We start from the raw sequence: 19,302 nt of genomic DNA, 5'->3' as shown, positions 1-19,302 counted from the left end.
ATATAGAGCGGCTTTTTAAGCTCGCAATATTCCGTAGGGGAAACCTCCCTTTAGGATCGGACAGCGTGGCGTGGCGAGCGGATCTCTCCCCGGACACTTCCGATGCCGAGCTCGAAGCTGTCGGCGATTCGGTTGGCGCGGTCGATGAAAATCGCCGCCGCCTCGGGCGGCATGGTCTCATGGACTGTGGTGCGGAAAAGAGCGAGCCAGCGGTCGAAATGCGCGGGCTCGATCGGCAGGCGCAAATGCTTCTGCATCGGCCTGCCCTGATAGCGGCCGGTACGCAGGACGACGTTGGACCAGAAGGCGCAAAGCTTATCGAGATGCTCGTCCCAGTCGTCGATCTGCGCGTCGAAGATGGGGCCGATCAGCGGATCGAGGCAGACGCGATCGTAGAAGGTGTGAACCAACCGGCGGATCGAGGCTTCATCCACGCCCGTCGCCGGTTGGATCAATCCGCTCGTTTCCATGATTTTCCCTTCCGCTTCGCTCGCGCCACAGCTAGGTACGGGAGGACCGCAGAACAAGCCCGCGTGACACGCCGCCGCAAGGAATCAAGCGTCGGGTCGGGCTCGGATCGGCCCTGCCCTCGCCTTCTAGCTGGCGACTTTTCGAGCCAACGCCTGAAGGTGCTCGGCAGGCGCGCGACCGATCAGGAGCCGTGCCTGTCCGTTGGACGCCCAATGCACGATGGTGAACCCGTCCATTTCTTCCGTCGTCAATGGCAAGTCGGCCTTGTCCGGCTTGGCAATGACGCAATAGGCGATTGGCCCGTGCACTGGATCGAGATAAGCGATCTGCACCAGGGGACGCCCCTGAAAATCGAACAGCTGCGCGCCCCGGAACGACAGGTTTGGGAAAGCCTCCGGCGCGCCGGCCAGATCAACGCCGAGTTTGGCGGATGCAGCGCGCAGTTCGGCCGCCGCGCGTTCGGGCGTCGGCACCAGCGCCAGCGTATCCGCCGTGGTCAGCGACCAGTATTCGGCCACAGCCTGACGCCAACCCTCCGGCGCACGCACCAGCATTTCGGAATCCTGGCTATCGGCCATCTCGCTATTGTCGCTGCCGATCCAGCCACTCAGCGCAGCGCCCACGACGCCGCCGAGCAGGAACAGCGCTGTCGCCGCGGCGACGAGGCCGGGCTGCCATCGAGGCATCCGCAGCGTGCGGGTCCGCGGCCGCTCCAGCACGCGGCGCGTTTCGTCGGTGGCGATGGCTGCCGATAGCAGCGACTCGAGCCGGGCGCGCGGTGCGTCGGCCTTGAGCGCTTCGAAGGCCGGGGCGATGATCGGCCCGCCCCGCTCGATGCGGTCGAGACGCATACGCAAGCTATCATCGGTAGACAGGCGTGCGATCAGCGCCTCCCGCTCCTCGACCGGAAGCCGGCCTTCGAGGTGAGCAATCAGCCGTGCATCGTCTGGATGACTATTATCCGTCATCGCCGCCTTGCTTCCTGTCTACGCGCCCTTGCGGCGTTTCCGACATACCGCCCAGCTTCTCGCGAACCGCCGCAAGCCGGCTCATGATCGTGCCGATGGGGACGCCGAGAAAATCGGCCGCCTCGCGGTAGGAGAAACCTTCCGCATAGACGAGCAGCACGGTTTCCCTCTGCGCCTCCGCCAGCTTTCCAATCTCCCTTAACACCTGCGACGCCAGAATATTCGTTTCAATCTCGTGCCCGCCATCGACAACGAGCGCAATCTCGGCGTCGACGACGCCGGCGCCTTGCCGGACGCGTCGGGCGCGCAGCTCGTTGATCCAGATGGAGCGCTCGATGGCGAACAGCCAGCGGTCCAGCCGCGTGCCGGGCAGGAACTGGTGCGATCGTTCCAGCGCGCGCAAACAGGTTGCCTGGACCAGGTCTTCCGCCGTGTCGCGGTTGCGGGACAGGACGAGGCCATAGCGCCAGAGCGCTTCCAGATGAAGCGCCAGTCCTGCCTTCACCGCATCGTGATCCGATCTAGACATGGGCGAGCGAATAGGGCTCCCGGCCCTGCTGTTCTTGCCGCGACTCTCGTCTCAGTCGCGAGAGCAAACCAGTCGGAGGGTCCGATGACAACCATGTTCGAAAAGACGAGTCGATCCGTGATCACCCTGGCCATTGTTGGCCTGCTTGCGTCTACCGGCGCCGCCCTCAGCCATAGCGGCGGTGGTGGCGGAGGCGGTGGCGGTGGAGGCGGCAGCAGTGGCGGCGGCGGCGGAAGCAGCGGTGGAAGCAGCGGCGGTGGTATGGGCGGTGGCGGCAGTAGCAGCGGCGGGAGCAGCAGCAGCAGCCATAGCACCGGAGGCAACAGCCACTTCATGCCGGCGGATCAGGTCTGCAAGCGCGGCCTTGTCTACAGCATGAAGTCGCATCAATGCGTCAAGGCGCGGCACAGCGAGCTCAATGACAAGGAATTGTTCCAGCAGGGCCGCCAGCTGGCGCTCGCCGGCTACTACGACAACGCACTGGATGTGCTCGATGCCGTGCAGAACAAGCAGGATTCCATGGTCCTGACCTATATCGGCTACAGCCATCGCAAGAAGGGCGACACCGACGTCGGCATCGACTTCTACAAGCAGGCGCTGGCGCTCGACCCGAACAATCTCAATACGCATGAATATCTGGGCGAAGGTTATGCCAGCGCCGGTCGCATGGAACTGGCCAAGGCTGAGCTGACGATCGTCCAGCAGCTCTGCGGCAATACGGAATGCGAGCAATATGAAGATCTCGCAGCCGCAGTCTCCGGCAAGCCGGTCGAATAGACGGCTGTCGTTGAAGACGCGCCAGGGCCGGCGATGTTGCAGCAGGCGTCGCCGGCCAACCGTCTTCCGAACAGCCCACCACTCGTCATCACCGCTTCGTGATCGTGGCCGGCCCGGCACCGATCGAATAGAGCGCCAGCTATAGGCGTTTCCTCTCCGGATCAATCAGGAAGGGTAACGGCGATGACACGACAGATCTCCCATCGGAAAATGAACAGCCTGGCCGCAATAACCTGCGCGGCCTTGATCGGCCTTGCCGGCATTATGCCGGCCGTCGCGGCGAGCGGCGGTAGCGGTTCCTCCGGAAGCGGTGGCAGTGCGCCACCACAATGTCGGCAGGGGCTGGTCTGGGACAAGAAGACCCAGCGCTGCGTCCGCGCCCAGTCGAGCAATGTTCCCGACAAGGATCTGCTGGAACAGGGCCGTGCGCTGGCATTGGCCGGTCACTATGACGACGCCCTGACTGTCCTCGCCGCCGTGCGTAACAAGCAGGACGCGATGGTGCTGACCTATATCGGCTACAGCCACCGCAAGAAGGGCGATACCGACACTGGCATCGGCTTCTACAAGCAGGCGCTGGCGATCGATCCCAACAACATCAACACCCATGAATATCTCGGCGAAGGCTATGCCAGCGCCGGGCGCATGGAACTGGCGAAGGCCGAGCTGGGGATCGTCGAGAAGCTTTGTGGCAACAAGGAATGCGAGCAATACGAAGATCTCGCAGCCGCCATTTCCGGCAATCCCGTCGACTGAAACTGGAAACAGGCTCCTCAAGGAGAGGCACGGCATGAACCTGATCCAGTTTCCCGATACCGTCGCTGTGGCCCATCCGCCCCGCGTTGCAGCGGTCACGGCGGCGTTGCGGTCGCTGGTGACGGTCGTGCCGCCGTTTCGTATTCCGCAAACGGTCGCCAAGGAGCGGGCGCGCGAGGTGTTCGCCTCGCGCATGCCCTTCTTCGACCAGCTCGAGCAGGTGTTCGACAACGCCGCCATCGACGCGCGCTACAGCTGCCGGCCTGTCGAGTGGTTTCTGGGGCCGGCCGATTTTGAAGAGAAGACGCGGCTCTATCAGGAGCACGCGACCGCCCTCGCCTTCGAGGCGGCCAATCTCGCGCTGCAATCGGCGCAGCTCCGGCCGCAAGATATCGACGTTCTTGTCTTCGTCTCCTCGACCGGCATCTCGACGCCCAGCATCGAGGCGCGGCTGATGAATTTGCTTCCTTTCCGCTCGGATGTGATGCGGCTGCCGATCTTCGGGCTCGGCTGCGCCGGTGGCGTGCTCGGCCTGACCCGCACGGCCCAGATGGCGCGCTCGCAGGCGGGGCTGCGCTGCCTGATGATTGTCGTCGAGCTCAGCAGCCTCGCCTTCCGCTATGACCGGCTGACCAAGAGCAACCTCGTCGCCAGTGCGCTGTTCGGCGATGGCGCGGCGGCGGCCGTCGTCACCAGCGATGCCGGCATTGCGACGCCGCGTCTCGCCACGCTTGGCGTCGGTGGCGAGCATTGCTGGCACGACACGCTCGATGTCATGGGCTGGAACATCGACGCCAACGGTTTTGATGTCATCTTCCAGCAGAGCATTCCGCAGATCATCGCCGATCAATATCCGGCCGCCCTCGACGGCTTTCTGGCGAGGCACGGTCTGAGTCGATCCGACGTCGACCGCCCCTGCTGCCATCCAGGCGGCGCCAAGGTCATGGACGAGCTGGAGATCGTCTTCGGCTACCCGAAATTCGCCCTCGACGCCGAACGGCGGGTGCTGGCCGCCTACGGCAACATGTCGGCGCCGACCGTGTTGTTCGTGCTGGAGGATCTATTGAGATCCGGCAGCCAAGGCGAACTACTGATGTCGTCGCTGGGGCCGGGCTTTACGGCTGCGTTCCAGATGGTTTCGGTCGGCGCTGGAGCATCGGACCGATGACAATCGGCTGGGCCTATTGGCTGCTCATCGCGGTGGCAATCCAGCGGCTGGTCGAGCTGGCGCGCGCCAACCGCAATACGCGCGCGCTTCTGGCGCGAGGCGGTCGCGAGGTTGGGCGCGAACACTATCCGCTGATCGTCGCCCTGCATGCCAGCTGGCTTGCGACGCTGGCTTTGCTCACGGCACCAGACCCGCCGGTGAACTGGGGCCTGATCGCTGTTTTCGCACTGCTGCAGGTTCTGCGGATATGGGTTCTGGCGAGTCTCGGTCCCTATTGGACGACGCGCATTATCACGCTTGACGACGCGCCGCTGAAACGGGTCGGGCCGTACCGCTTCCTGCGTCACCCCAACTATGTCGTCGTCGCTCTGGAAGTGCCGCTTCTGGCACTGATCCTCGATTTGCCGATTCCTGCGCTGGTTTTCGGCGTTCTGAACCTCATCCTGCTCGCCGTCCGGATCCGGATCGAGAACCGGGCTCTGGCGGCTCGCAGGTCATCCGGGGCGGCTACTTACCAGCACCCGTCTTCACCTCTCCCTGAGGGAGAGGTCGACGGCCAAGGGCCGGCGGGTGAGGGTCTACGGACTCACCCGGAGCTGGCTCAGGCAGACAACAAGTCTTCCAGCGCCAGTGCTACGATCTCGGTGGCCGCTCGCAGGTCCGACAGCTGAATGTGTTCATCGGCCGAATGGGCGTTGGCTTCCAGGATCGAACGTGGCCCCGCGCCATAGAGGATTGTCGGAATACCGGCGGCCGAGTAGTGCCGCGCGTCGGTATAGAGCGGCACGCCGGTAGCTTCGATCGACAGCCCCAACACGGCCTTCGCCGGCCGTTGCACGGCGGCGACAAGGCGCTCGACGCCCGGTAGCGGCCGCAGCGGCTCGGCCAGCATGATACGCCGGCATTCCACCTCGATACCGGGGATTTCAGGCGTGGCCGCCTCGATCAGCTTGATCAACTCGGCCTCGACCACTTCGCCCTGCTCTTCCGGGATCAGGCGACGGTCGATGCGGAAGGCGATACGATCCGGGACGACATTGGTGTTGATGCCGCCGGAAATCAGCCCGACGGTGATCTGCGGCGAACCGATGCCGCGCTCGGTCGAGACGCGTCCCTGCAGGCGACGACGCTCGGCATAGATGGCGGCGAGGATCGGAGTCGCCGCCTCCAGCGCGTCGACTCCGCAGGACGGCATGGCCGCGTGGGCCTGCCGGCCACGCACCACCACTTCGAGGTGCAATGCGCCATTATGCGCCGTGGTGATGGCGTAAGTGAAGCCGGCCGAAATCGCGTGGGTGGCTTGCGAGAGATCATGCGCAAGCAGCCATTGCGGCCCGACCGAGCCACCGGTCTCCTCATCATAAGTCAGATGCAGTTCGACGCCGCCATCCAGCCGCTTGGTCGATTGCTCCAGCGCCAGCAGCGCGAAGGCATAGGTCGCGAAATCCGATTTCGAAACCGCTGACCCTCGTCCGAAAAGTGCGCCGTCGCGTTCTTCCGCGCCATAGGGATCGGTGGTCCAGCCGCCGCCGGGCGGAACGACGTCGCCATGTGCGTTGAGGGCGATGACAGGCCCCTGCCCGCTGCCGAACGTCCTGCGGACGATCAGGTTGGTGACGCTCTTCATGCCGTGCTGGCGCACATAGGGCTCGGGTACGGGATGCTGCTCGACCGTGAAGCCGAACGCTTCCAACGCCGCCGCCGTCGCTTCCGCGTGGGGAGCGCAGTTTCCTGGCGGGTTGTCGCTCGGGATCCGGATCAGCGCCTTCAGGAACGCGACTTCGCGCTCCCAATTGGCGGCGACGGCGTCGCGTATCATGGCAGCTCTTCCTGCCTCGCCAGTTCCAGAATGGTCGCGACCAGGGCCTCGACGGCCAGCCCCATGTCGTCGACGGTGACAAACTCGGCCGGGTTATGGCTGATGCCGCCCCGGCAGCGCACGAAGATCATGCCGTATTCGGTGAGATGCGCCATCGACAGCCCGTCATGGCCGGCGCCGGAAAGCAGCCTCTGCGCCGGCTTGCCCATCACCTGCGAGGTTGCCGTCTCGATGGCGGCGGTCAGGCGTTCGCCACAGGGCGCATAGGGCTTTTCCAGCACGTTGTCGAAGCTCAACGAAACCTGGCGCACGGCCTCGACCTTGCGCGCCTGCGTCAGGATCGCCGCCACGGCGTCGCGCCTGGCGTCGTCGGTCGCTGCACGAACGTCGAGCGAGAACCGCACCTCGGCCGGGATGACGTTCGACGCGCCGGGCAAGACGTCCATCTGGCCGATGGTCGCGACGAGCGCGTTCTTGCGGTCCTTCTTGGCGATGGCCTCGATACCGACGATCAGCTCCGCGGCCGCGACGAGCGCATCGCGCCGCATCGCCATCGGCACGGTGCCGGCATGTCCCGCTTCGCCCTTGATGCGGATGCGGTGGCGGCTCTGGCTGGCGATCGCGGTAACGACGCCGAGCGGCGCGTTGGTGCGTTCCAGCACCGGCCCCTGCTCGATATGGACCTCCAGATAGCCGAGCACGGAATCCGCCGGATAGGCCTCGTTTCCGACCGCTTCCGGGTTGGCGCCGAACTGGGTCAGCGCCTCGCGCATGGTGATGCCATCGCGGTCGGTCTGGTCGAGCGTCGGGGTCTCGAAAATGCCGGCGGCGATCGCCGAGGAAGTCAGCGTGATCGGGAAGCGAACGCCCTCCTCGTCGCCGAAAGCGAGGAGTTCTAGGCCGAATGGCAGGGCGACGCCGCGCGCCTTCAGTGTTTCGACGGCAAGCAGCCCCGCTATGACGCCAAAATTGCCGTCATAGCGGCCGGCATCGATCACGGTGTCGATATGCGAGCCGATCAGCAGGGACTTGTTGCCGCTGCGCCCGGCACGGCCGGGAGGCAGCGATCCGCGCATGGTGCCTGCCGCATCCATGCGGACGGAAAGGCCGGCTTCGCGCATCCAGTCGCCGACGAGTTCTGCGGCGCGCTTGTGCTCGGGCGTCAGGTAGAGACGGGTCAGATTGTCGGGGCTGGCGGAGATCGCGGCCAGCCCGTCGATCATCTGCTGCGCACGTTTGCCGATGGCGCGGGAAATGGCGATGTCGGTCATGCTGAAACACGGTCCTCGAGGCGGAAACGGATGATCCGCTGGACCTGCGTCAGCGCGGTCGCGAATTCAATATCGGCGGGGTTGTCGAGGCGCGCCTCGAAGGCTTCCAGCACCTGGTCCTTCGTCGCGCCCTTGACGGCGAGGATGAAGGGAATGCCGTGGCGGTCGCGATAGGCGGTGTTAAGCCGGGAGAAGCGCTCATATTCGGCGGCGCTCATGCGGTCGAGCCCGGCACCGGCCTGCTCGTTGCGGGATTCAGGTGCCAGCTCGCCGGCGATGGCCGCGCGTCCGGCCAGGTCTGGGTGCTCGCGCAGCAGTGCCAGTTGCGCGTCCCGCTCGGCTGCGCCGACAGCCTCGACGAAGGCGGTCACCATCGCAGTCCGGTCGAGATAGGGCCGCGCCCTCTCCGCCACCTTCGCCACCCATGGCGAGTGTTCGGCGATGTCGCCAAAACTCGCCACGAAGGCGTCTTCATCCATGCGGTTGACCGCGGCGAGCATCAGCGGTTGGGTCGACATTTCATCCCGGTTGCAGGCAATACTTCCGCTTGTCTAATGACTTTGCAGCCACGCGCCAAGCCTCTTGCGGTCGTCCTCGGTCATGCCGTGCTCATTGCCGAGCGGCATGGCCGTTCCGTTCACGGCCTGCGCCATGATCTGCGTCTTGTGGGCGGCCAATTGATCGGTCGAAGTCAGGACCACGCCCTTGGGCGCCGCGTCGAAGCCGTCATGCGTCGGCTTGGTCGCATGGCACATGGCGCAATGCTTTGCCGTCAGTGTCAGCACATCGGCGTCCGACACCTGGAGGCTCGGATCGATCTCGACCGGGCGGGGCGCCGTCATCACCAGCAGCACACCAAAAGCCACCGCCGCCGCCGGAATCGTCCAGGCGAATTTGCGGAATGGGTCGTGCGCTTCGTGACGGTTGAGGAAATGGCGGATCGAGCCGCCGAGCAGCAGGACGAAGGCGACGAGGATCCAGCTCTGCGGATGGCTGGTGAGCATCGGATAATGGTTCGAGACCATCATCAGCAGCACGGGCAGCGTCAGATAGTTGTTGTGGACCGAGCGCTGCTTGCCGATCGCGCCGAGGCGAGGATCCGGCTTCTCGTGCTTGAGCAGCGAGGCGACGATCTTCTTCTGGTTCGGAATGATCACGCCGAACACGTTGACGGCCATGATCGTGCCGATGAAGGCGCCGACATGGATCAGCGCGCCGCGACCCGAATAGACATGCGTGAACATGTAGGCCGCGCCGACGATCAGCACGAACAGGCAGACCGCCAGCAATGGCGTGTAGCGGCCGATGATCGACTTGCAGAGTTGGTCATAGATGACCCAGCCGCCGATCAGCGACAACATGGAGATGACGATCGCCTGCGACGGCAGCATCGGCAGGATCGACTTGTCGATCAGATAGGTGTTGGCGTTCCAGTAATACTGGACGATCAGCAGCAGGAAGCCGGTGACCCAGGTCAGATAGGCTTCCCATTTGAACCAGATCAGGTCGGAGGGCAGCGCCGGCGGCGCGACCAGATATTTTTCGACGTGATAGAAGCCGCCGCCATGCACCTCCCAGGCGGTGCCATACACGCCCTCCTTCATCGCCTCGCGCTTCTTCAGCGAGAGATCCAGACCGATGAAATAGAAGGATGTGCCGATCCAGCCGATGCCCACGATCATATGGGCCCAGCGGATCAGGAGGTTCAGCCAATCGACGACGAATGCGGACATGGAGCGGGTTTCAGTCTCGTTGAGGTGCCGGGTGCGTGTGGGCGCGCAGGTGCCGGTTCCGAGAATCTTCTTCGACACGCCGACGGTCGCCCGCCGGAGCGCAAGCAACCGAAAACCCGGACGCCCCAAGGCGTCCGGGCCGGGTCGCGGTCGCTGTTACTGGGGCAGCTTGTCGTCGATGCCCTTGACGTACCAGTTCATGCTGAGCAGCGTGCCGTCGTCGAGCGTCTTGCCCTCGCCGATCACTTCGGTGCCGTCCTGCTTGAAGATCGGGCCCTTGAAAGGATGCAGCGTGCCGGCTTCGATCTTGGCCTGGGTGTCCTTGGCCGAGGCGACGACATCGTCCGGCAGGTTGGTGTAGTCCGCCATCTCCATGATGCCGTCCTTCAGGCCGTCCCAGATCTGCTCGGCCTTCCAGGTGCCATCGAGAGCCGCCTGGACGCGCTTGACGTAATACGGACCCCAGGTGTCGACGATGGCCGTGTACTGGGCCTTCGGCGCGAACTTGTACATGTTGTGCGCCTGGCCGAAGCCGTGCAGTCCGCGTTCCTGGGCGATCTGCAGCGGCGCGGGCGAATCCGTATGCTGGGTGATGATGTCGGCGCCCTGGTCGAACAGCGCCTTGGCAGCGTCGGCTTCCTTGGCGGGGTCGAACCACGAGTTGACCCAGACGATCTTCAGCTTGAAGTCGGGGTTGATCGACTGCGCGCCGAGCATGAAGGAGTTGATGCCCATCACGACTTCGGGGATCGGGAACGAGACGATGTAGCCGGCGACGCCGGCCTTCGACTGCTTGGCCGCGATCTGGCCGGCAATGTAGCGGCCTTCATAGAAGCGTGCATTGTAGGTGCCGACATTTTCCGACGACTTGAAGCCGGTCGCATGCTCGAACTTCACCTTCGGGAACTTGGCGGCGACCTTGATGGTCGGGTCCATGAAGCCGAACGAAGTCGAGAAGATGATTTCGCAGCCGGAACGGGCGAGACGCTCAAGCGCGCGCTCGGCGTCCGGACCTTCGGCGATGCTCTCGACATACGAGGTCTCGACCTTGTCGCCGAGCTGCTTTTCGACCATCTGGCGGCCGACGTCGTGACCTTCGCTGTAGCCGCCGTCATTGTGCGGACCGACATACATCCAGCAAGCCTTCAGCTTGTCGGCCGCATTGGCGGAACCGATGCCGACGGCGAGCGCGATGACGGCCGTCGCAGCGGTAAGAATTCTCTTCATTGCCTGCTTCCCTCTGGCTTTAACCAATTGCGATCCATTCCCCTGCAGGATTTTTGCCGCGGATCGCTGCGGCAGTTCCCGGACGAGCGTTCCCTAGCGGTCGGGAACGAATGACTGTCCGAGCGCCGCCGGGGTATTGGCCCGCACGAGCGCACGATTGCGCGAAATGATCACCAGGACGACGATCGTGGTGAGATAAGGCAGCGCCGACAGGAACTGCGACGGCACGCCGACGCCGAGCGCCTGGGCATGCAATTGCAGGATGCTGACGCCGCCAAAAAGCAGCGCGCCGATCACCACCCGGCCCGGAAGCCAGGTCGCGAACACGACAAGCGCCAGGGCGATCCAGCCGCGCCCCGCCGTCATCGCCTGCGTCCATTGCGGCGTGTAGACGAGCGACAGATAGGCGCCCGCCAGACCGGCGCAGGCGCCGCCGAACAGCACTGCCATGAAGCGGACGCGGATGACGCTGTAGCCGAGCGCATGGGCCGAGACATGGCTGTCACCGACAGCGCGCAGGATCAACCCGCCGCGCATACGGAACAGGAACCACGATACGGCGATGGTGATCGCGACGGCGAGATAGGTGAGCGGATCCAGGCGGAACAGCAGGCCGACAACCGGCAGATCGCTGAGCCCGGGGATCGAGACGCGGGCGAGGCCGGCGCCGGGCACGCCGACGAAGGCGTCGCCGATCAGCCCGGAGAGGCCGAGCCCGAACAGGGTCAGCGCCAATCCCGAGGCGACCTGGTTGGCAACGAAGATCAGGGTCACGACACCGAACAGCGCCGCCATCGCCATGCCGGCGACAATCGCGCCGACGACGCCGAGCGCGATATTGCCGGTCGAGTGCGCGACGGCGAAGCCCACGACAGCGCCCATCGCCATCATGCCTTCGACGCCGAGATTGAGCACACCCGAGCGCTCCGTCACCAATTCGCCGATCGAGGCGAACAGCAGAGGCGTCGCGGCGGTGATGATGGTGAGCAGGATGCCTTCCAGCATGAGCGTAGTCATGACGCCACCGTTCCCGTCTGCATCACCGGGGTGCGCACGATCTGCAGCCGGTAGAAGATGAAGCTGTCGCAGGCCAGAACGAAGAAGAGCAGCATGCCCTGGAACACCCGTGTCGTCTGGTCGGACATGCCGAGCGCGATCTGCGCGCCCTCGCCGCCGAGATAGGAAAGCGCCAGCAGGAATCCTGCAAAGATCGCGCCAATCGGGTTCAGCCGACCGAGGAAGGCGACGATGATCGCGGTGAAGCCGTAGCCGGGCGAAACGGTGGTCCGCAGCTGGCCGACCGGACCGGCGACCTCGCTGATGCCGGCAAGGCCGGCAAGCGCCCCGGAAATCAGGAAGGTGATCAGCACCATGCGGCTCTGGCTGAAGCCGGCAAAGGCCCCTGCCCGCGGCGCCTGGCCCAAAACCTTGATCTGAAACCCCATCTTGGTCCAGCGCATCAGGAACCATGCGGCAAAGGCGGCAACGAAGACGAAGATCAGGCTGATGCGGATGTTGGTGTCGAACAGCGTCGGAAGGATCTGGCCGCCGTCGAAGGCGCGGCTATCCGGGAAATTGTGCCCCGCCGGGTTCCGCCAGGGTCCGCGCGCCAGATAGTCGAGGAAGAGCTGGGCCACATAAACCAGCATCAGGCTGGTCAGGATCTCATTGGTGCCGAAGCGGATCTTCAGCAGCGCCGGGATCGCGGCATAGGCCATGCCGCCCAGCATGCCTAGGATCAGCATGGCCGGCAGCATGAAGGGGCCATGCCAGTCCGGGAAGAATATCGGCAGGAATGAGCCCGTGATCGCGCCGACAGCAATCTGCCCCTCGGCGCCGATGTTCCAGGTGTTCGACAGGTAGCAGAGCGACAGGCCGATTGCGACGAGGATGATCGGCGTCGCCTTGGCGACCAGTTCCTCCAGCGACCAGAGCTCGGTCAGCGGCTCGATGAAGAAGACATAGAGGAAACGGCCGTAATCGACGAAGCCCTGCTGCAACGCGCCGAAGAAGCCGCCCGAGGCCGGGTTCGACAGGTCGACGGTCGACAGGCGCCAGACGATGACGATCAGCGCGCCGCCGATCAGCGTCAGAAGCAGCGCCAGCAAGGGCGACAAATAGGCCATGGCAGCGGATCGTTCGCTCCGCCGTACCAACTCAACCCGCATATGCAGTCCCCCGGTCGGCCGAGTGCGGCTCGCCCATTCCGCCCATCAGCAGGCCGATTTCCTCGCGCGTCAACCCGGAGGTCGGCCGCGAAGGTGAAAGATGTCCCTTGGAGATCACCGCGACATGATCCGCAATCTCCAGAACCTCATCGAGATCCTGGCTGATCACCAAAATGGCAGAGCCCGAACGGGCGAGATCGATCAGGGCCTGGCGGATGATCGCCGCAGCACCGGCGTCGACGCCCCAGGTCGGCTGGCTGACGACGAGGACGCCGGGCTGGCGGTCGATCTCGCGTCCGATGACAAATTTCTGCAGGTTTCCGCCGGATAGTGAGCCGGCTTCTGGATCCGGCGTACCCTTGCGCACATCGAACGAGCGGCTGACGCGATCGGAAAGCTCCCGCGCCGCGTCCGGATTCAGAACGCCGCCGCGCAAAAGACCATCGCCCGTGGCGTGACGCGTCAGAAGCACATTGTCGGAGAGGCGCATTCGCGGCACCGCGCCATGGCCAAGCCGCTCTTCCGGCACGAAGGCGGCGCCCATCCGTCGCCGCGCCGTCACGCCCATGTCGCCGCAGGGCTTGCCGTCGATCGAGACCGAATTCGCCGCATGACAAGGGCGTTCGCCGGACAGCGCGTCGAACAGTTCGCCCTGCCCGTTGCCGGCGATACCGGCGATCCCCATCACCTCGCCCGCCTTGACCTCGAGCGTGATGTTGCTGAGGGCGACCGCGAAGGGATGCGGCTGCGGCATGGAGAGGTTTTGGACCGACAGCCGGGTGCGGGTATTTTGCGGAGGCGGCAGGTCGGAGGAGAGCTTTCGCACCTCGACGCCGACCATCATGGTCGCGAGCTTGGCGGCGGTTTCCTTCTGCGGGTCGCATTCGGACACGACCTTGCCGTGGCGAAGGATCGTCGCGTGATGGCAGATCCGCTTCACCTCTTCCAGCCGATGGCTGATGTAGAGGACAGCGCAGCCGCGCGCGGTGAGCCGGTCGAGCGTGACGAACAGGTCGTCGGCCTCCTGCGGCGTCAACACCGAGGTCGGCTCGTCCATGATGATCAGTTCGGGATTTTGCAGCAGGCAACGCACGATCTCGACGCGCTGCCGCTCGCCAACCGAAAGATCGGCGATGACCGAGCACGGATTGAGCGGCAGACCGTATTCGAGCGAGATCGTCTCGATTTCACGAGCCAGGGCCGAGCGGCTCTTTCGATCAGACAGCGCGAGCGCGATATTCTCGACGACGGTCAGTGCCTCGAAAAGCGAGAAATGCTGGAACACCATGCCGACGCCGAGCTTTCGCGCCGTGGAGGGGTTGGGGATGCCAACCGGCTGGCCCTTCCAGAGAATGCGGCCTTCGGTGGGTTGCAGAACGCCATAGAGGATCTTGACCAGCGTCGATTTGCCGGCGCCATTTTCGCCGAGCAGCGCATGGATCTCGCCGGGGCGGATTGCCAGATCGATGCCGTCATTGGCCTTGAACGAGCCGAACAACTTGGTGATGCCGATCGCGTGCAGGAGCGGCGGGCTATCGGGTCGATGCCGGCTTTGCGCCATGCTGGCCGCCCCCTCCTTGATGAGCTCCACGTCAGCGTCCCCCTACTGCTCGCGCCGATGCTTCGGCGGGCCCCATCGTCCCATACGCAAGCGCCTGTCGTATCGCTTCATCGCGTACCAGTAGATCGGCGGCGACCGAAGCCGCAATAGCTGCCGGCAGCTTCGATTTGATCCCGGGGACGCCGATCGGTGAAACCAGCCGCGCAATATCGTCCTGCGCCATCCCGGCGCGCTCGAGCTGGTGCGAGAAACGGGCGCGCTTGGTCTCGCTGCCGATCAGCCCGACATAGGCAAAAGGCTGCCCCTTCAAGGCTTTGGCGACAATGGCCAAGTCGAGCGCATGGCTGTGCGACATCACCAGGACAAAGCTCCCCTCCGGCGCGCCATCCAGCGCCGAGGGTGTGTCCTGCGGCTGGAGGCAGTGCGCATTGGCGGGAACATGCTGTGGAAAGGCGTCCGGTCTGGGATCGACCCAGACGACGCGGAACGGCAGCGGCGCCAGCGCCATCACGAGCGCCCGGCCGACATGTCCCGCGCCGAAGAGATACAGGACGCGGCTATCGTCGCCAAAGCCCTCTTCGACGACACCGTGATCGATCCGCGCCGAGCCGATCGGCAACTGGCTTGTCGTCTCGATGGAGCGATGCAGCTTGCCGTCCGACAGCTGGGTTCCGCGCGTGCGGAACAGGCCGGACGCTTCGGCGTCCGCGAGTTCAACGACCTCCGCCCGGCGCGAGCGATCGAACACTTCCAGGGCCAGATCGACCCGCCCGCCGCAGCACTGGCCGAGTTCGGGACCGAGCGCGACGCGCTGGCTGGTATAGAAATGCGGGATTTGGCGCGCGAGCGCAGCCTGGAGATCTGCGATGACGCGCCATTCCAGCGTGCCACCGCCGATCGTGCCGAAGAAGGTCGCGTCCGGCAGCACGACGATACGGGCGCCTGCCTCGCGCGGCGCTGATCCGCGCGTCTCCACAATGGTCGCCATGGCAGCCTTGCCGTGACGATCGATCGCTTGAAGGAGACGCTGCCAGACCAACATGATCCTATCCTGCCATCATCAAGCTGCCGTCATGCCGCGGACCGCCCGCATGATCGCTTCCGGCGTCGCCGGGGCGTCGAGGGCGGGCATCACGCCCGGCTTCAGGCTGGCGATCGCGTTGTTGATCGCGCAGAAAACCGAAATGCCGAGCATCAGCGGCGGTTCGCCGACAGCCTTCGACTTGAATATGGTGTCTTCGCGCGGCCCTTCCGATTGGAATAATTCAACGCGGAAGTGCTCGGGAATATCCGACGCCGCGGGGATCTTGTAGGTCGAGGGCGCATGCGTGCGCAGCCTGCCCTGCTTGTCCCAGACCAGCTCTTCCGTCGTCAGCCAGCCCATGCCCTGGACGAAACCACCCTCGATCTGGCCGATGTCGATGGCCGGATTGAGCGACTTGCCGACATCGTGCAGCACGTCGACCCGGTCGACCTTCATCTCGCCGGTCATCGTGTCGATGGTGACCTCCGAGCAGGAAGCGCCATAGGCGAAATAGAAGAACGGCCGACCCTCGGCCTTGTCGCGGTTCCAGGCGATTTTGGGCGTCTTGTAGAAGCCGGCGGCCGAAAGCTGGACCCGCTCGACGTAAGCGGCGTCCGCAAGGGCTGCCAGGCTCATGACGTGGTTGCCGATGACAACCTGGTTGTCGCGGAACGACACCTGGTTGCGGCGGACCTGCCACTTCGCCTCGATGAAGGTGTAGAGCCGGTCCTTGATGATGTTGCAGGCATTGAGCGCCGCCATGGCGTTCAGGTCGGTGCCGGACGAGGCAGCGGTCGGCGAGGTGTTGGGCACCTTGTCGGTCCGCGTCGCTGTTATCGCGACCTTGCCCATGTCGACGCCGAATTCCTCGGCCACGACCTGCGCCACCTTGAGGAACAGGCCCTGCCCCATCTCGGTGCCGCCATGGTTCAGGTTGAGCGAACCATCGCGATAGAGGTGCAGCAGCGCGCCCGCCTGGTTCAGCATCATCAGCGTGAAAGAGATACCGAACTTCACCGGCGTCAGCGCCAATCCCTTCTTCAGGATGCGGCTGCTGGCGTTGAAGGCGGTGATCTCCTCACGCCGCGCCCAATAGTCCGATGATGCTTCCAGCTGCGTCACCAGAGGTTGCAGCAGGCTGTCCTCGACCTTCATGCCATAGGGCGTGTGATCGCGGTCGCCCTGGTAGAAGTTCAGCTTGCGGATCTCGAGCGGATCCTTGCCCAAAGTATAGGCAACGTGATCCATCATTCGCTCGGCAAAGGTCATGCCCTGCGGGCCGCCAAAGCCACGGAACGCCGTGTTGGAGACCGTGTTGGTGCGCATCCGCCGCGTCAGGACGCGGCAGGTCGGGTAGAAATATGAATTGTCGGAATGGAACATCGTCCGGTCGACGACGCCCATGGACAAATCTTCCGAATGGCCGCAGCGCGCGTTGAGCACCACGTCGACCGTTTCCAGCAGACCCTCGGGGTTGGCGCCTACCCGGTAATCAACGCGAAAGTCATGCCGCTTGCCGGTCATGATCATGTCGTCGTCGCGGTCGAGCCGCATCTTGCAGGGACGGCCCGTCTTGTGTGCCGCGAGCGCTGCCAGAACGGCCCATTGCGAGGCCTGGCTCTCCTTGCCGCCAAAACCGCCACCCATCCGGCGGATCTCGACGGTCACGGCGCTGGACGGGATATGGAGCGCATGGGCAACGAGGTGCTGCACTTCGCTCGGATGCTGGGTGGAAGAGTAGACGAACATCTCGCTCGCCTCGCCCGGCACGGCCATGGCAATCTGGCCTTCGAGATAGAAATGTTCTTGCCCGCCGATGCGGAAACTCGCCTCCAGCTTCAGCGGCGCGGCGGCGAGGCCCGCCTCGACATCGCCGCGACCGAAAGAATATTCCGGCAAGACGGTGTCGGTGGTGTCGGCCAGGTCAATGGCCGGTGCCTCGGCCACCGTGGTGAATTTGGCTTTCGCCGCCGCACGGCGGGCGATGTCGCGCGTCTTGGCGACGACGACGAACACGACCTGGCCGTGGAAGCGAACCTCGTCCACGGCGAGTGCCGGATCGTCGCCGATCAGCTTCGGGCTGACATCGTTGGCGCCAGGAATGTCCGCGGCGGTCAGCACCGCGACAACGCCCGGAAAGGCGCGCACGGCTTCGAGATCAAGCCCGGTGATCCGGCCCTTGGCGATCGGCGCATAACCGGGCGCGACATGCAGCGTGCCGGCAGGCTCGCGGATATCGTCGATATAGGCGGCGGAGCCGGTCACATGGCGCGGCGCGCTGTCATGCGGCAGCGGCTTGCGGATGACGGCAAGCTCGGAATCGGCGGTCACTGCATCAACCTTGCTATTCAGCGGCATGGACAAAACCCTCCCGCCGTCCGACGAGACGCGTGCGCGATGTCGGCGTTCCCGCCGCTTCGATCAGCGCCTTGCCGAGCAGCGCATGCGCCGTCTCGGCCCGATAATTGGCGCTGGCCCTATGGTCATCGAGCGGCGAGAAATCGTCGCGAAGGGCAGCGAAAGCCTTGGCCCATGCGGCGGTATCGCGGATGCCCGCGCCGTGCAGCGCCGTCTCGGCGCCCTTGGCGCGCTTCGGTGTGCCGGCCATGCCGCCAAACGCAATGCGAGCCTCGGTGATCAGCCCTTCCGCATCGATGGTGAAACGGAACGCGCCCATGACCGAGGAAATGTCCTGGTCGAAGCGTTTCGTCACCTTGTAGCAGCGGAAGATCTGGTCCGGCCGCAGTTTTGGCACCAGGATCCCGGTGACGAACTCACCGGCAGCGCGGTTCTGCTTGCCGTATTCGATGTAGAAGTCCTCGACCGCCAGAATGCGGGAGCGGTCACGACGGCGCAGTTCCATCGTCGCACCAAGCACGATCAGCGCCGGCGGCGTATCGCCGATTGGCGAGCCGTTGGCGACGTTGCCGCCGACCGTGCCGCTGGCACGAACCTGCTTCGAGCCGATACGGCGAAACAGTTCGCCGAGGTCGGGATCAATCGTCCGCATATAGGGCTCTACATGCGCATAGGTCGCGGCCGCGCCGATCAGGATTTCGCGGCCGGTATCCTCGACGCCGTCGAGGTCCTTGACCCGGCCGAGATGGATGATCTTCGGCAAATCGCGCAGTTGCTTGGTGATCCAGAGACCGACATCGGTCGCCCCGGCAACGAGGATCGCGTCCGGATGGCGCGCATAAAGCGCCGCCAGACCGTCAACGGAAGCGGGTGCTGCGAAGAAGCGGTCGTCGTCGCCGATGAAGATGTCGCTGTCGTCGGTGATGAAATCGAGAACACCGGCGGTATCCTGCGCCGCCTTGCGGAACTTGTCGTCGCGCGGGCTCGCGCAGACGGAAAGTGCCGCCTCGACGATCGGTCGGTAGCCGGTGCAGCGGCACAAATTGCCGGCGATGGTGTCGTTGATCTGGTCGCGCCCGACCGCGCCGTCCGTGCCCTGATAGAGCGAGAAGACGCTCATCACGAAGCCCGGCGTGCAGAAGCCGCATTGCGAGCCGTGCTTCTCGACCATGGCGGCCTGGATGGGGTGGAGTTCGTTGCCCTCGGCCAGATCCTCGACCGCGACGATCTCGGCGCCGTCGACCTGTCCCAGAAGCTGGATGCAGGCATTGATCGGCTCGTAGACGACCTTGCCGTTGCGCGAGCGGCCGATGGCGACCGTGCAAGCGCCGCAATCGCCCTCGCCGCAGCCTTCCTTGGTCCCGGTGGAGCCTTCCGACAGGCGCAGATAATCAAGCAGCGTCATCATCGGATCGACATTGGCGACCTCGACGATCTTTCCGCGGCGAATGAAACGAATGGTCTCGCGCATG

At 64.6% G+C, this 19,302-nt stretch carries 17 protein-coding genes and 1 pseudogene; 4 read left to right on the top strand and 14 right to left on the bottom strand.

Features of this window, described 5'->3' with window-relative positions:
* Positions 1–50: 50 nt before the first annotated feature.
* The 3 genes from OSH12_RS05020 to OSH12_RS05010 form a co-directional block, all read right to left on the bottom strand.
* Positions 51–470 carry a group III truncated hemoglobin gene (locus OSH12_RS05020; protein WP_266342375.1) on the bottom strand — a complete coding sequence of 140 codons (420 nt, stop codon included), beginning with the start codon at positions 468–470 and terminating at the stop codon, positions 51–53.
* A gap of 126 nt (positions 471–596) precedes the next feature.
* Positions 597–1,439, bottom strand: coding sequence for an anti-sigma factor (locus tag OSH12_RS05015; RefSeq protein WP_266342374.1), 843 nt, complete (start codon positions 1,437–1,439; stop codon positions 597–599).
* Complete coding sequence (locus tag OSH12_RS05010; RefSeq protein ID WP_266342373.1) at positions 1,429–1,968, bottom strand: RNA polymerase sigma factor; 540 nt, start codon at positions 1,966–1,968, stop codon at positions 1,429–1,431. Before OSH12_RS05010 ends, OSH12_RS05015 begins: the two co-directional genes overlap by 11 nt.
* Positions 1,969–2,052: 84 nt before the next feature.
* Between OSH12_RS05010 and OSH12_RS05005 the strand changes: the two genes are divergently transcribed.
* The 4 genes and pseudogenes from OSH12_RS05005 to OSH12_RS04990 form a co-directional block, all read left to right on the top strand.
* The gene (locus tag OSH12_RS05005) at positions 2,053–2,745 is read left to right on the top strand and encodes a tetratricopeptide repeat protein (RefSeq protein WP_266342372.1); all 693 of its coding nucleotides are present in this window, start codon (positions 2,053–2,055) and stop codon (positions 2,743–2,745) included.
* A 210-nt stretch (positions 2,746–2,955) separates the two neighbouring features.
* Complete coding sequence (locus OSH12_RS05000) at positions 2,956–3,501, top strand: tetratricopeptide repeat protein (protein WP_266342371.1); 546 nt, start codon at positions 2,956–2,958, stop codon at positions 3,499–3,501.
* A 34-nt stretch (positions 3,502–3,535) separates the two neighbouring features.
* On the top strand, positions 3,536–4,669 hold the full coding sequence (locus tag OSH12_RS04995; protein ID WP_266342370.1) for a type III polyketide synthase: 1,134 nt from the start codon (positions 3,536–3,538) through the stop codon (positions 4,667–4,669).
* Positions 4,666–5,151, top strand: a pseudogene (locus OSH12_RS04990) (isoprenylcysteine carboxyl methyltransferase family protein); the annotation flags it as partial. The gene OSH12_RS04995 and the pseudogene OSH12_RS04990, both read left to right, overlap by 4 nt.
* 119 nt (positions 5,152–5,270) lie before the next feature.
* Here OSH12_RS04990 and OSH12_RS04985 read toward each other — a convergent pair.
* The 11 genes from OSH12_RS04985 to xdhA all read right to left on the bottom strand — a co-directional run bounded on the left by OSH12_RS04985 (position 5,271) and on the right by xdhA (position 19,301).
* Positions 5,271–6,488 carry an ArgE/DapE family deacylase gene (locus OSH12_RS04985; RefSeq protein ID WP_266342369.1) on the bottom strand — a complete coding sequence of 406 codons (1,218 nt, stop codon included), beginning with the start codon at positions 6,486–6,488 and terminating at the stop codon, positions 5,271–5,273.
* On the bottom strand, positions 6,485–7,759 hold the full coding sequence (locus OSH12_RS04980; RefSeq protein ID WP_266342368.1) for an allantoate amidohydrolase: 1,275 nt from the start codon (positions 7,757–7,759) through the stop codon (positions 6,485–6,487). The genes OSH12_RS04985 and OSH12_RS04980 overlap by 4 nt, the downstream gene beginning before the upstream one ends.
* Entirely contained in the window at positions 7,756–8,277 is a 522-nt protein-coding gene (gene uraD, locus OSH12_RS04975; protein WP_266342367.1) for a 2-oxo-4-hydroxy-4-carboxy-5-ureidoimidazoline decarboxylase, read from the bottom strand. Before uraD ends, OSH12_RS04980 begins: the two co-directional genes overlap by 4 nt.
* 33 nt (positions 8,278–8,310) lie before the next feature.
* Positions 8,311–9,492, bottom strand: a complete 1,182-nt coding sequence (locus OSH12_RS04970; protein ID WP_266342366.1) for a urate hydroxylase PuuD — start codon at positions 9,490–9,492, stop codon at positions 8,311–8,313.
* Between the two features lie 156 nt (positions 9,493–9,648).
* Entirely contained in the window at positions 9,649–10,719 is a 1,071-nt protein-coding gene (locus OSH12_RS04965; RefSeq protein ID WP_266342365.1) for a BMP family ABC transporter substrate-binding protein, read from the bottom strand.
* A 93-nt stretch (positions 10,720–10,812) separates the two neighbouring features.
* Complete coding sequence (locus tag OSH12_RS04960; protein WP_266342461.1) at positions 10,813–11,724, bottom strand: ABC transporter permease; 912 nt, start codon at positions 11,722–11,724, stop codon at positions 10,813–10,815.
* 8 nt (positions 11,725–11,732) lie between these two features.
* Entirely contained in the window at positions 11,733–12,887 is a 1,155-nt protein-coding gene (locus OSH12_RS04955) for an ABC transporter permease (protein ID WP_266342364.1), read from the bottom strand.
* Positions 12,877–14,448, bottom strand: a complete 1,572-nt coding sequence (locus tag OSH12_RS04950) for an ABC transporter ATP-binding protein (protein WP_266342460.1) — start codon at positions 14,446–14,448, stop codon at positions 12,877–12,879. The genes OSH12_RS04955 and OSH12_RS04950 overlap by 11 nt, the downstream gene beginning before the upstream one ends.
* A 31-nt stretch (positions 14,449–14,479) precedes the next feature.
* Complete coding sequence (xdhC, locus tag OSH12_RS04945) at positions 14,480–15,490, bottom strand: xanthine dehydrogenase accessory protein XdhC (protein WP_266342363.1); 1,011 nt, start codon at positions 15,488–15,490, stop codon at positions 14,480–14,482.
* Between the two features lie 18 nt (positions 15,491–15,508).
* Positions 15,509–17,830: a xanthine dehydrogenase molybdopterin binding subunit gene (gene xdhB, locus OSH12_RS04940; RefSeq protein WP_266342362.1), complete on the bottom strand. Its 2,322-nt coding sequence runs from the start codon at positions 17,828–17,830 to the stop codon at positions 15,509–15,511.
* Entirely contained in the window at positions 17,817–19,301 is a 1,485-nt protein-coding gene (xdhA, locus tag OSH12_RS04935) for a xanthine dehydrogenase small subunit (RefSeq protein WP_266342361.1), read from the bottom strand. The genes xdhB and xdhA overlap by 14 nt, the downstream gene beginning before the upstream one ends.
* Position 19,302 lies beyond the last annotated feature (1 nt).

The organism is Kaistia terrae (assembly GCF_026344005.1).
Classification (GTDB): Bacteria; Pseudomonadota; Alphaproteobacteria; order Rhizobiales; family Kaistiaceae; genus Kaistia; species Kaistia terrae.
This window is presented reverse-complemented; position numbering and strand designations above follow the sequence as displayed.

What these genes read in the sequence shown, in the direction of transcription:
- xdhA (WP_266342361.1), bottom strand. Translation starts at nt 19,301, where the DNA reads ATGCGCGAGACCATTCGTTTCATTCGCCGCGGAAAGATCGTCGAGGTC.
- OSH12_RS04955 (WP_266342364.1), bottom strand. Translation starts at nt 12,887, where the DNA reads ATGCGGGTTGAGTTGGTACGGCGGAGCGAACGATCCGCTGCCATGGCC.
- OSH12_RS05020 (WP_266342375.1), bottom strand. Translation starts at nt 470, where the DNA reads ATGGAAACGAGCGGATTGATCCAACCGGCGACGGGCGTGGATGAAGCC.
- OSH12_RS04985 (WP_266342369.1), bottom strand. Translation starts at nt 6,488, where the DNA reads ATGATACGCGACGCCGTCGCCGCCAATTGGGAGCGCGAAGTCGCGTTC.
- xdhB (WP_266342362.1), bottom strand. Translation starts at nt 17,830, where the DNA reads ATGCCGCTGAATAGCAAGGTTGATGCAGTGACCGCCGATTCCGAGCTT.
- OSH12_RS04995 (WP_266342370.1), top strand. Translation starts at nt 3,536, where the DNA reads ATGAACCTGATCCAGTTTCCCGATACCGTCGCTGTGGCCCATCCGCCC.
- OSH12_RS05010 (WP_266342373.1), bottom strand. Translation starts at nt 1,968, where the DNA reads ATGTCTAGATCGGATCACGATGCGGTGAAGGCAGGACTGGCGCTTCAT.
- xdhC (WP_266342363.1), bottom strand. Translation starts at nt 15,490, where the DNA reads ATGTTGGTCTGGCAGCGTCTCCTTCAAGCGATCGATCGTCACGGCAAG.
- uraD (WP_266342367.1), bottom strand. Translation starts at nt 8,277, where the DNA reads ATGTCGACCCAACCGCTGATGCTCGCCGCGGTCAACCGCATGGATGAA.
- OSH12_RS04970 (WP_266342366.1), bottom strand. Translation starts at nt 9,492, where the DNA reads ATGTCCGCATTCGTCGTCGATTGGCTGAACCTCCTGATCCGCTGGGCC.
- OSH12_RS04980 (WP_266342368.1), bottom strand. Translation starts at nt 7,759, where the DNA reads ATGACCGACATCGCCATTTCCCGCGCCATCGGCAAACGTGCGCAGCAG.
- OSH12_RS04950 (WP_266342460.1), bottom strand. Translation starts at nt 14,448, where the DNA reads ATGGCGCAAAGCCGGCATCGACCCGATAGCCCGCCGCTCCTGCACGCG.
- OSH12_RS05005 (WP_266342372.1), top strand. Translation starts at nt 2,053, where the DNA reads ATGACAACCATGTTCGAAAAGACGAGTCGATCCGTGATCACCCTGGCC.
- OSH12_RS04960 (WP_266342461.1), bottom strand. Translation starts at nt 11,724, where the DNA reads ATGCTGGAAGGCATCCTGCTCACCATCATCACCGCCGCGACGCCTCTG.
- OSH12_RS05000 (WP_266342371.1), top strand. Translation starts at nt 2,956, where the DNA reads ATGAACAGCCTGGCCGCAATAACCTGCGCGGCCTTGATCGGCCTTGCC.
- OSH12_RS04965 (WP_266342365.1), bottom strand. Translation starts at nt 10,719, where the DNA reads ATGAAGAGAATTCTTACCGCTGCGACGGCCGTCATCGCGCTCGCCGTC.
- OSH12_RS05015 (WP_266342374.1), bottom strand. Translation starts at nt 1,439, where the DNA reads ATGACGGATAATAGTCATCCAGACGATGCACGGCTGATTGCTCACCTC.